The 11257-nt window shown below is 65.1% G+C and carries 9 protein-coding genes and 2 pseudogenes; 6 read left to right on the plus strand and 5 right to left on the minus strand.

Features of this window, described 5'->3' with window-relative positions; translation table 11 throughout:
- The coding region (locus JWP90_RS03505; protein ID WP_297359692.1) for an LLM class flavin-dependent oxidoreductase at window positions 1-897 on the plus strand (897 nt) is incomplete at its 5' end.
- A gap of 481 nt (window positions 898-1378) precedes the next feature.
- On the opposite strand, the gene JWP90_RS03510 is transcribed toward JWP90_RS03505, so the two are convergent.
- Together JWP90_RS03510 and JWP90_RS03515 are read right to left on the minus strand one after the other, a co-directional pair.
- The gene (locus tag JWP90_RS03510) at window positions 1379-1669 is read right to left on the minus strand and encodes a metal-sensitive transcriptional regulator (RefSeq protein WP_297359696.1); all 291 of its coding nucleotides are present in this window, start codon (window positions 1667-1669) and stop codon (window positions 1379-1381) included.
- A gap of 9 nt (window positions 1670-1678) precedes the next feature.
- On the minus strand, window positions 1679-3346 hold the full coding sequence (locus tag JWP90_RS03515; protein WP_297359700.1) for an FAD-dependent oxidoreductase: 1668 nt from the start codon (window positions 3344-3346) through the stop codon (window positions 1679-1681).
- Window positions 3347-4249: 903 nt separating this feature from the next.
- Between JWP90_RS03515 and JWP90_RS03520 the strand changes: the two genes are divergently transcribed.
- Window positions 4250-5017: an excalibur calcium-binding domain-containing protein gene (locus JWP90_RS03520; protein ID WP_367182660.1), complete on the plus strand. Its 768-nt coding sequence runs from the start codon at window positions 4250-4252 to the stop codon at window positions 5015-5017.
- A 271-nt stretch (window positions 5018-5288) separates the two neighbouring features.
- The gene (locus JWP90_RS03525) at window positions 5289-6674 is read left to right on the plus strand and encodes a glucose-6-phosphate dehydrogenase (protein ID WP_297359703.1); all 1386 of its coding nucleotides are present in this window, start codon (window positions 5289-5291) and stop codon (window positions 6672-6674) included.
- Window positions 6675-6702: 28 nt separating this feature from the next.
- Here JWP90_RS03525 and JWP90_RS03530 read toward each other — a convergent pair whose 3' ends face one another.
- Together JWP90_RS03530 and JWP90_RS03535 are read right to left on the minus strand one after the other, a co-directional pair.
- Window positions 6703-7152: a hypothetical protein gene (locus JWP90_RS03530; protein WP_297359706.1), complete on the minus strand. Its 450-nt coding sequence runs from the start codon at window positions 7150-7152 to the stop codon at window positions 6703-6705.
- A gap of 275 nt (window positions 7153-7427) precedes the next feature.
- Complete coding sequence (locus JWP90_RS03535; protein WP_297359709.1) at window positions 7428-7661, minus strand: hypothetical protein; 234 nt, start codon at window positions 7659-7661, stop codon at window positions 7428-7430.
- Between the two features lie 155 nt (window positions 7662-7816).
- Here JWP90_RS03535 and JWP90_RS03540 point away from each other — a divergent pair.
- Window positions 7817-9232: pseudogene (locus JWP90_RS03540) on the plus strand (trehalose-6-phosphate synthase); the annotation flags it as partial.
- Here JWP90_RS03540 and JWP90_RS13150 read toward each other — a convergent pair.
- Window positions 9217-9402: pseudogene (locus tag JWP90_RS13150) on the minus strand (hypothetical protein); the annotation flags it as partial. The pseudogenes JWP90_RS03540 and JWP90_RS13150 sit on opposite strands and share 16 nt — an antisense overlap.
- Here JWP90_RS13150 and otsB point away from each other — a divergent pair.
- Window positions 9343-10125: a trehalose-phosphatase gene (otsB, locus tag JWP90_RS03545; protein ID WP_297359715.1), complete on the plus strand. Its 783-nt coding sequence runs from the start codon at window positions 9343-9345 to the stop codon at window positions 10123-10125. The pseudogene JWP90_RS13150 and the gene otsB overlap by 60 nt on opposite strands.
- A 35-nt stretch (window positions 10126-10160) precedes the next feature.
- The coding region (locus JWP90_RS03550; protein WP_297359718.1) for a dihydroxy-acid dehydratase at window positions 10161-11257 on the plus strand (1097 nt) is incomplete at its 3' end.

An 11257-nucleotide genomic window follows, 5' to 3' on the forward strand; every position in this document is an offset into this window, starting at 1 on the left:
TACCACCGGATTTGGTACGCCGAGCACCACAACATGTCCTCGATCGCCTCGTCGGCCACCAGCGTGCTGATTGCGCATGTCGCAGCTCATACCGAGACGATCCGGCTTGGCGCAGGCGGGGTGATGCTTCCCAATCATTCGCCGCTGACCATCGCCGAACAGTTCGGGACCCTGGAGACCCTGCACCCTGGAAGGATCGATCTCGGCCTCGGGCGAGCGCCCGGAAGCGACCAGAACACCATGCGGGCGCTGCGCCGTGACCCGAGGTCTTCTGACAGTTTTCCTCAGGACGTGTTGGAACTGCAGGGCTACCTAACCGGTCCCACCCGGATTCCGGGTGTGGAGGCGATCCCGGGCCAGGGCACCAACGTTCCGCTGTACATCCTGGGTTCATCGCTGTTCGGCGCCAAGCTCGCCGCCGCACTAGGCCTACCCTATGCCTTTGCTTCACACTTCGCGCCGAATGCGCTGCACGACGCGGTAGCCACCTACCGACGCGAGTTCCAGCCGTCCGCCCAGCTTGAGAAGCCGCACGTCATGGTCGGGGTCAATGTCGTGGCGGCCGATACCGACGGCGAGGCGCAGGAGATGTTCCGCGCGGCCCTGCGCGCACGGGTGGTCCTGCTGCTGGGCAGAGGCAGGACGTTCACCGATGACGAGGCGGATCTGATCCTTGCCTCCCCGGAAGGCCAGCAGATTGCCCAGATGATGAAGTACTCGGCAATCGGCACGCCGGACGCGGTCGTGGATTACCTGACGACGTTCACAGCGCATTCCGGTGCGGATGAACTGATCGTGGCACACCAAAGTCCTGGCGTGGCGGGGCAAGTGCGTTCCGTGGAACTACTGGCTGAGGCGACGGGCTTGATTGGGGCGACGCCGGCGCGAGCGCTCTAGAACAGGCTCCGTGTCTATCGGTCGGATGGCACGTACGCGAAGTCCCGGCAGATCCGAAGATCTGCCGGGACTTTCGAGCGAGCGCGGTTGCGTATTCGAACGACATTTCTCTCGACGAAGCAGCGCGAAACGCTGCTTGCTACTGGCTCGCGGAACGGGGCTACGTTACCGAGACGGGCTGGCTCACTGCACGAATCGACATGCGCGCGTGTGCACAACGGGTGGACCTGCATCCCATGACGATCGACGCGAAGGGCAGCGTGGCCGGGCCAGCGAGCTCTTCTTCTGCCATCCCGCCGTGGAACGCGCAACCGGAATCATCGATGGCCGCGTTGTAATCGTCGCGACTGCGGTCCGTTTGAGGCAATTGCATACTGGCTATTGTCTCGTGCGGCGAATTCGCATGACCTGGCGCTGCTCGATTAAGTGTCCCACTAAGGGTCCCCTTTCAGAGAGCTTCCGTTCGGTTTCAAGCAAACGCTCAAGCGAGGGTAAGGAAGAGCTTCTCCAGCTCGTCGACGGTGAGCTGGTCGGTCGTGTCCGCCGGGGAGCTGATGCAGTCCTTCATTGCCGATGAGACGATGGTGAAGCCGGCGCGGTCGAGTGCTTTCGACACGGCGGCCAGTTGGGTGACCACGTCGCGGCATTCGGCACCCGATTCGACGGCGGTGATCACCGACGCGAGCTGGCCCTGCGCGCGACGCAGGCGGTTGAGGATTCTTTTCTGGCTGTCCACCGCAGGTCCGATCGGGGCTTCGGTTGGTATCGGCATGTGTGCTCCTTAAGCGTGGGTGACAACGGGAACGGGGGCGTTTCTGTCGGTCGCAGAGGTGCCGGCGAGCCAGGTCCTGTATCCACCATCGAGGTTACGCACGTTGCGGCCCAGCTGGGTGAGCAGTCGCGCTGCGGTGTGACCGCGTTGCCCGACCTGGCAGTGAACGACCAGCGGTGTGTGCGGCAGTTCGGAGGAACGGGCGCGGATTTCGTCGAGGGGCACGTTGATCGCGCCGGGGATCGTGCCGCGAGCGAACTCATCGACCGAGCGCACGTCGACGAGAGTGGCACCAGCGTCGATGGCCTTGTCGAGCTCATGCCACTGAATGCTCCGCGTCGTTCCAGTTGCGACGTTGTCGGCAACGTAGCCGGCCATGTTGACGGCATCCTTTGCTGAGCCGTACTGCGGGGCGTACGCCAGCTCGAGTCGCGACAGCTGTGAAGCGGTCAGGTTTCCGGCCATAGCGGTGGCAATGACGTCGATGCGTTTGTCCACACCCGCCCGACCGACGATCTGCGCGCCGAGGATGGCATCCGTTGCCGAGTCGATGAGCAGCTTCATCGACATCTGCTCAGCTCCTGGGTAGTAGCCCGCGTGAGAGGACGGATGCGTGTGCACCACTCGGTGTGGACGACCGGAAGCGGCCAGACGGGTCTCGCTCCAGCCGACCATGGCGATGGTGAGCCCAAAGAGACCGACGATCGCGGTTCCCAGCGCCGGAACGCTCGGTTCCGCGATCCCGGCGATGGCGTCCGCGGCGGTTCTCCCGTGCCGGTTGGCGAGTCCCGCCATCGTGACGAGCGTCGCAGCAGCGTCGATGGCATCCGTCTTCTCGACAGCATCACCGACCGCATAGATCGAAGGATCACTGGTGCGCTGGTAGTCATCGACGGCGATGCCGCCCGTTTCTCCGACGGCGAGGCCGGCGGTGCGCGCGAGATGCGCATCTGGGCGAACCCCTCGAGCTTCGATGATGAGGTCGGTCTCGATGACGGACCCGTCGTCGAGGTGCACCTGACCTGCACGAACGTCGGTGACTGTGCTGTTGACGCGCACATCGACGCCATGAGCGAGAAGGATGTCGAGAACCGGACTCGCCATCTCGGGGTCGAGAGGAGAGAGGGGCCGCGGGCCGCGCTGCACGAGGGTGACCTGCACGCCACGGGCGACGAGGTTCTCAACGGCCTCAAGCCCGATGAATCCCGCGCCGACGACGACGGCCCGGGCGTCGGTCCCGAGACCTTCCAGCACCGAGGAGATGGCGTCGACGTCATCGACCGTGCGAAGGGTGCGCACCGGAACGCCGTGCCCAGGCAGCGCAGGCCCTGTGGTCGCCCCGGCGGCGACGATCAGGACGTCGTAGCTTTCGGTGGCGGTCGCGCCATCGAGGACGTTGGTCACCTGCACGGTCTTCGCCGTGCGATCGATCCGGACCACCTCGTGGTTCACACGCACATCGAGTCGGAAGCGTGCGGCAAGGGAATCGGGAGTTTGGAGCAGGAGACTGTCTCGATCCTCGATGATCCCGCCGACGTAGTAGGGCAGGCCACAGTTCGCGAAGGAAACGTACGGACCGCGTTCGAAGACGATGATCTCGGCCGCCTCATCGAGGCGACGGAGCCGCGTGGCCGCCGACATTCCGCCAGCGACGCCACCGATGATGATGGTTTTCATTCAGTTCCTATCCGGAGTGCGGTTGGTCAGCGTGAGAACAGGCGAGAGAAGAACCCGCCCGTGCTTGGCTCGCGGTCATGGCCCTGGCAGCGGTCGGCCCGCGGTACACCGCGCATCACATCGTCAACATGCTGGCCGCAGCCCGCCCACGTCGTCTTTCCACAGGTCTTGCAGGTTACGGCTCGGCACATAAGGTTGATTTCTCCCATCATTTTGCATACCCCAGGGGGTATCTGAGCTCTCATCGTACGATACCCCCCGGGGTATATCAAGCCGGAGCTGTTAGACGCATGAAAGCGCCTGCGTGCTGTGAGCTGGCAATGTCGTGTCGATGGGAATGAGCATCGATCGATTCCGCCACGCGACCGACGACTCTTCCAGCGTGCGATCGGCCCCGGATAGGGCGAGCGCGCACGGGTGAGCGTCGTGTGCCGTAGGGGGTTCGACATACGAGGAGTGATCGGCGGTCCGGACTCCTGCTGCGGTTCTTCGCGGGCAGTGATCCGGGACTCCCCGACAGGGGACACGCGATCATGCTCAACGCTGCGTTAGCTTCGAATCAGCACGTCTGCATTCGCGCTGAGTGCAAAAAACCCGGGGGACCATGTGACCGACGAAATCCAGCGACCATCCGAAGACCCCACTGTCTCCCGTGGCCGGTCGGCCTCCAGGTCCCGGTCGTCCAGACCGACCCTGAGAACCTGGATCGTCGGTGGAATCGTCGGGTGCCTCCTGCTGATCGGCGGGACTGCGGCTGGGCTGGCCGATCGCGTCGAGCCGACGGGCGTTGAGCAAACAGCCGCCACCGCGAGCGCGAATCCGACAGCTGCTTCGAGCCCCCCACCTGATCCCTCCGCAAACTCGTCGGCGGACCCGTCGCCAACGGTTGCGCCGCCCGAAGCGGTGTCGGTCGTCGTCAGCAGCACCACCGACACGACGGCGCGCGCTCTTCTTGGAACCATCGCCGTGAAGGGCAAGGCTCCGAAGACGGGATATGAGCGCACCAGCATGTTCGGAACGGCGTGGTTGGATGCTGACCGCAACGGGTGTGACACCCGCAACGACATTCTCGCCAGAGACTTGACTGACGTCGCCAAAGCCGGGAACTGCAGGGTGGTGAGCGGAAATCTCCTCTCGCCATTCACCGCCTCGCCGATCGCGTTCGTGAGAGGTCAGGACACCTCGGCTCTCGTTCAGATCGACCACGTGGTTTCCCTCTCCAACGCCTGGCAGACAGGCGCCCAACAGCTCACCCAGGCGCAGCGGATCTCCCTCGCCAATGACCCCATCAACCTCCTGGCCGTCGACGGTCGCTCGAACGCCCAGAAGGGCGACGGCGACACGGCCACATGGCTGCCTTCCAACAAGGCGTTCCGCTGCGGATACGTGGCCAGGCAGATCTCGGTGAAGGCGACATACGGGCTCTGGGTCACGCCGGCTGAGCACGATGCGATGACCCGCGTTCTTCACGCGTGCCCTGACGAGCCGGCGCTCACCTCCCCATTCGCGCCCGAGCCTGCACCGGCACCGGAGCCTGCACCGGCGCCGGAGACCTATTACGAGAACTGCACCGCCGTTCGAGTCGCCGGGGCGGCCCCGATCCACCGAGGGCAGCCCGGGTACAGCACACGGCTCGACCGCGACGGGGACGGCGTCGCGTGCGACAGCTAGAAGCCACAGCCGGGCTCTCGCCCTGGTTGCACCACTTGGATTCGGACGGCACATCGTCGAACGGCCCGCGACTGTGGCGAGTCAGCGGGCGTGTTCGACCCGCTGATCCCCAAGCTGCCAGAGCGGTGTCGGCTGTTCGCACTCGACCAGAGCCGACGTGGACGGGTTCCTGGCCGCCTGCCCGAAGCACCCTCCTGAACTGGTTCCGTTGCTCGCATCCCGGATCCAGGTCCCCGGCGCGCAAAGCGCACCGCTGGCGTATGGTCGGAACATGACGCGGCCAACGACGACTTTGTTCCTTCTCGGCGGGGGAGGAGACCTGTCCTCGAGACTTCTGCTCCCGGCGCTCGGGCAGCTCCTCACCAGCCAGCCGGATCGGAATGTGCGGCTCATCGGCGTCGGTGTCGATGATCTGACGGATGCCGTCTGGCGCGACATCGTGACGTCCTCCTTCGCAACGGTGGAGGCATCCGGGATCGCCGTCGACGCTCTCGTGCGGAGCACAGTGTTCCGGCAGGTCGACGTCACCGACGGGCAAGCCCTCGAAAAGCTTCTCGCTGAGGCCGACGGCACGCCCGCCCTGTATTTCGCACTACCGCCAGCCGTCACGGTGAAGGCCTGCCAGGCGCTCGAGCAGGTGAGCCTCCCCGAGGGAACGGTACTGGCGCTCGAAAAGCCATTCGGCACCGATTCCGACAGTGCAGCGGCGCTCAACCGCCAGCTGGCCCGGCTCGTGCCTGAGAACCAGGTCTACCGCGTCGACCACTTCCTGGGCCGGTCGACGGTGTTCAACCTCCTCGGCCTGCGCTTCGCGAACCGCATCTTCGAACCGCTCTGGAGTTCGGAGCATATCGAGCGCGTCGACATCGTCTACGACGAGCAGTTGGGACTGGAGAAGAGAGCCGGTTATTACGACAAGGCCGGTGCTCTCGTCGACATGATCCAAAGTCATCTCTTGCAGGTGCTTGCGCTCTTCGCCATGGAGGCGCCGTCGACTCTGAACGCGGCCGACCTCCGTGACGCGAAGGGGCTCGTGCTTCGCGCAACCGGGCCATGGGCAGGCGACGCCGCATCGGCCGGGCGGCGCGGCCGCTACACGGCGGGACGTGTCGGCGACCGGGAGTACCCGTCGTACATCGACGAGGAGGGTGTCGTTCCCTCCCGGAACACCGAGACGCTCGCCGAGATCACGGTGCAGGTCGACACCTGGCGCTGGTCAGGCGTCCCGTTCACCCTGCGATCGGGCAAGGCCCTCGGGGAACGGCGCCGAGAGATCGTCGTTCGTTTCAAACCTGCCAACCGTGTGCCTGCCGGGTTCAGCGGCAGAACCGATCCGACCGTGTTGCGATTGTTCCTCGCCCCCGATGAGATGTCGCTGTCGATCAACATCAACGGCGCAGGGGATCCATACGAACTGGAACGGACGACGTTTCACACAACCTTCGATCCCGGTCAGTTCGGTGCTTACGGGGAAGTACTCGAGGGCATCCTCGACAATGACCCGGCGTTGTCGGTTCGCGGGGACACCGCGGAGCAGAGTTGGAGAATCATCGAACCATTCCTCGAAGCCTGGCGGTCACAGGATGTTCCGCTCGAGGACTATCCTGCAGGCTCCGCAGGCCCGGCAGGGTGGAACCCGATCGGCGTCGCCGACTAGCCGATTGCCGAATCTGCAACCGGACGGGTCAGGAGACGCGGGTGCTGTTCCAGCGTTTCTTGGGGCGTGAGAGTGACGGCGTGACCATTTCGGGGTTCACGTGAGACGGGTCGTGGTGTTGCGGATCAGCCCACACAGCGACCGTGTTCAATTCGAACATGACGTGTTCGACCTTTGCGAGGTCCCGCGCGGCGTCTGGCGCGTCGTCGGCTGCATCGAAGATCGCCGGGTCGACATCGGACGCGCCGACCTTCCGCGAGGACGGGACGGTCGTGACGGTGATCGTCTGGACGATGTGCGCGGGCGGTGCATCTTCGGCTGCAGGCGTGGCAGACGCATCTGCGGCAACCGTCGTCTCGGCTCCGACGATCGTCGTCGTGAGCTCCCGCGCCAGGGAGAAAGCTGCCATCTCATGGAAGAAGGCGTCGGTGTCCGCGCCGGTTCGGCGAACGAGAGTCCAGTCTCCGGTTGCGCCCATGTGCTGATCGAGGCGCGCTCGTATCCTCTCGAAGAGTTGCTCCTCCGAGAGCTGGATACCGGGCGCAGGCACCGGCGCCGGAAGGGCGACGGTTACTGGTGCGCGATGACGACGGCGACCAAACATTGTCGGTGCTCCCTGCTACTGGCTGTGGTGATCTTTCCAGTGTGGGGGAGGAGGCCCAGTACGGGGGTGCTGACACGCCGGATCCGGCCCGAAGCAGCGCGAAAACGCCCGGTGATGGCCCTTTCAGTCGCGTCCTGCCGGCGAGCGGATCAGATCTTTCCGTCTTTCCTGCGCTTGAGCTTGCTCTTGCCGCCCTTCGCTTCGACCTCTTTCTGGTCGGTTCGCTCCGAGACGGCGGCGAAGGCGTTGGCGACGGTGACGAGCCATCCGACCCACAGCAGGGCGAGCCGCCAGTCCCGCGGGGCGTTCTTGCTGGTTTTGATCAGCGTGAACGCACCGGCGAAGGCGCTGATGACGGTGAAGTTAAGGACATATTTGCGCATTTCGGATGCACCTCCAAGGCCTTCGACGCTAGCGGCATTCGATCGTGGGCAACAACCCGTCGCCTTACCAGAGGAAAGTGTGCGAAGGGTGCGTCAGAACGGCGGCTGGTAACCTGTGAGGTCACCGATAGCGGTGGAAAGACAAAGGCCGTTCGATGGCCGAGGGGACAGAAATCATCGTGACCACACCCAGCGCAGCCGAGACGTACGACTTCGTCGTGGTGGCCAACCGGCTTCCCGTCGACAGCGTTACCCAGCCCGACGGCAGCGTCGGATGGCGGATGTCGCCTGGAGGGCTGGTCGCAGCACTTGAACCGCTGATGAAGTCGACAGACGGCGCCTGGGTCGGCTGGCCCGGAGCGCCGGACATCGAACTCGCACCGTTCGAACATGAAGGCATCCGCATGGTGCCGATCGCGCTGAACGCCGAAGAGATCGAGAACTACTACGAGGGGTTCTCGAACGACACCCTGTGGCCCCTGTACCACGACGTCATCGCACAGCCGAGTTACCACCGGGAGTGGTGGGAGACCTACGTCGAGGTGAATCGTCGCTTCGCCGATGCCACCGCCCGAATCGCCGAGACCGGCGCCACGGTCTGGGTGCACGACTACCAGCTGCAGCTCGTTCCCGGCATGCTCCGCGAAGCTCGTCCTGATCTCACCATCGGGTTCTTCAACCACATACCGTTCCCCGCATACGGCATCTTCTCCCAGCTTCCGTGGCGTCAGCAGATCATCTCGGGACTTCTCGGAGCCGACGTGATCGGCTTCCAGCGGGTCGCGGACGCCGGAAACTTCGCGCGCGCCGTCCGGAGGCTGTTCGGCTACGAAACCAAGGGCTCCAGGGTCTGGGTGCCTGTCGGCGACTCCTCCGACGCCACCACAGGCGACCGGTCGCACGTACGCGGTGCGCCCGTGCGACGGGTGGTTGCCCGCGCGTTCCCGATTTCCATCGACGCGACGAGCTTCGTCGAACTGGCGAAGGACCCCGCTGTCCAGGCCAGGGCGAAGCAGATCCGGCAGGAACTGGGCAACCCGAAAACGATCATGCTCGGCGTCGACCGGCTGGACTACACGAAGGGGATCGGGCACAGGCTCAAAGCGTTCGGTGAGCTGCTCTCCGAGCACCGCCTCAACGTGGACGACGTCACCCTCGTGCAGGTGGCCAGCCCCAGCCGTGAGCGCGTGGCGAGTTACATGCAGCTCCGCGATGAGATCGAGCTGACCGTCGGCCGCATCAACGGTGACTACGGCTCGATCAGCCACACCGCCATCAACTACCTCCATCAGGGTTACCCGCGCGACGAAATGGTCGCCCTCTACCTCGCAGCGGACATCATGCTCGTCACCGCACTCCGCGACGGAATGAACCTGGTCGCCAAGGAGTACGTCGCCACCCGCACCGACCTCGGTGGTGTCCTCATCCTCAGTGAGTTCGCCGGGGCATCCGATGACCTTCGGCAGGCGCTCCTGATCAACCCGCATGACATCGAAGGGGTGAAGGACGCCATTCTGCAGGCGATCGAGATGCCCGTGCCGGAACGCCGCAGGCGCATGCGAGCCCTCCGCAAACGGGTGCTCGAGAACGATGTCGTGAAGTGGTCACGCGCGTTCCTCGACGAACTTGCGCACTCCACCACCTCACACCCGGTCTCACACGAACACCCGGATTCCCGGACATGAGCGCCGTCGACCCGGCGCTGACCGCAGCGCTGGAACAGCTCGCCACTTGCGACCACCTCCTTGTGGCGTTGGACTTCGACGGCACCCTCGCGCCGTTCGTCGATCGCCCGGAGGACGCCCGCGCGTTGCCGGAGGCCCGTCTGGCCGTCGAGCGGTTGCTCGAGGTGTCGCACACGACAGTGGCGTTCGTCTCCGGGCGCGCGGTCGACAGCCTGCAGCTCGCGTCAGAGGCACCTGCTGGTGTGCTCCTCGTCGGCTCGCACGGCGCCGAGTACCGCTTCGACGGTGTCGACGCGCATCCTCCGCTCGACGCTGAGGATGCCGATCGGCTGGGCGCCCTGACCACGGGATTCCTCGGGTTCTCCGACGCCCACCCCGGCGCGCGCATCGAGCGCAAACCGGCGGGGTTCGCCGTCCACACGCGCGGCCTCGAGCCGGAGGCCGCGTTCCTCGCCGAGGACGAAGCACGGAGGATCGTCGCTGATGTGTGCCCGGATGCCACGGTGCGCGACGGCAAGGACGTTCTCGAATTCTCGGTTCTCGACGCGACGAAGGGCGACGCGATCGTGCATCTGCGCGATTACACCGGCGCCACAGCCGTGCTCTACGCCGGGGACGACGTCACCGACGAGGACGCCTTCGCGGTGCTCGGCACGGGTGACCTTGCGTTGAAGACCGGGGAGGGGCCGACCATGGCGCCGTTCCGGGTCGGCTCCCCGGCGGAGGTCGCCGAGGTCCTTGACCGCCTGGCTCGATTCCGCGCAGCGACCGGTCGATGAAAACCGGGGCATGCTTGAGGTTCTAGACTCGAACCATGTCAGAGATCGACCTGAAACCTCGCAGCCGAGCAGTCACAGACGGAATCGAAGCCACCACATCCCGGGGAATGCTCCGCGCTGTCGGGATGGGCGACGAGGACTGGGACAAGCCCCAAATCGGCATTGCGTCGAGCTGGAACGAAATCACCCCGTGCAACCTGTCACTTGACCGGCTCGCGCAGGGGGCGAAGGAAGGCGTCCACTCCGGCGGTGGATACCCGCTGCAGTTCGGCACGATCTCCGTCTCCGATGGCATCTCGATGGGCCACGAAGGCATGCATTTCTCGCTTGTCTCCCGTGAGGTCATCGCCGACTCCGTCGAAACCGTCGTCATGGCTGAACGGCTGGACGGCACGGTCCTCCTCGCCGGCTGCGACAAGTCGCTGCCTGGCATGCTCATGGCTGCCGCCCGGCTCGACCTCGCAAGCGTGTTCCTCTACGCCGGCTCGATCGCACCAGGCTGGGTCAAGCTCAGCGATGGCACCGAGAAGGATGTCACGATCATCGACTCGTTCGAAGCCGTCGGCGCCTGCAAGGCAGGCACGATGAGCGAGGAAGACCTCAAGCGCATCGAGTGCGCCATCGCGCCGGGCGAGGGAGCCTGTGGCGGCATGTACACGGCCAACACGATGGCATCCGTCGCCGAGGCACTCGGCATGAGCCTGCCCGGCTCCGCCGCCCCGCCCTCGGCGGACCGGCGCCGTGACTACTTCGCTCACCGCTCAGGTGAGGCCGTCGTGAACATGCTGCGCCTCGGAATCACCGCACGTGACATCCTGACGAAAAAGGCCTTCGAGAACGCCATCGCCGTTGCGATGGCCTTCGGCGGTTCGACGAACGTCGTCCTGCACCTGCTCGCCATCGCCAGGGAGGCCGAGGTCGACTTGACCCTCGAGGACTTCAACCGGATCGGTGACAGGGTTCCGCACATCGGCGACCTCAAGCCGTTCGGCAAGTACGTCATGAACGACGTCGACAAGGTCGGCGGCATCCCGATGGTGATGAAGGCCCTGCTCGACGCCGGCCTCATGCACGGCGACTGCCTGACCGTCACGGGCAGGACCATGGCCGAGAACCTCGCCGACATCGCGCC

The sequence above is a fragment of the Mycetocola sp. genome (assembly GCF_025464835.1).
Classification (GTDB): Bacteria; Actinomycetota; Actinomycetes; order Actinomycetales; family Microbacteriaceae; genus Mycetocola_A.

Coding starts and splice junctions, on each gene's coding strand:
- JWP90_RS03510 (WP_297359696.1), bottom strand. CDS start 1,669: ATGCCGATACCAACCGAAGCCCCGATCGGACCTGCGGTGGACAGCCAG.
- JWP90_RS03515 (WP_297359700.1), bottom strand. CDS start 3,346: ATGAAAACCATCATCATCGGTGGCGTCGCTGGCGGAATGTCGGCGGCC.
- JWP90_RS03525 (WP_297359703.1), top strand. CDS start 5,289: ATGACGCGGCCAACGACGACTTTGTTCCTTCTCGGCGGGGGAGGAGAC.
- JWP90_RS03530 (WP_297359706.1), bottom strand. CDS start 7,152: ATGGGCGCAACCGGAGACTGGACTCTCGTTCGCCGAACCGGCGCGGAC.
- JWP90_RS03535 (WP_297359709.1), bottom strand. CDS start 7,661: ATGCGCAAATATGTCCTTAACTTCACCGTCATCAGCGCCTTCGCCGGT.
- otsB (WP_297359715.1), top strand. CDS start 9,343: ATGAGCGCCGTCGACCCGGCGCTGACCGCAGCGCTGGAACAGCTCGCC.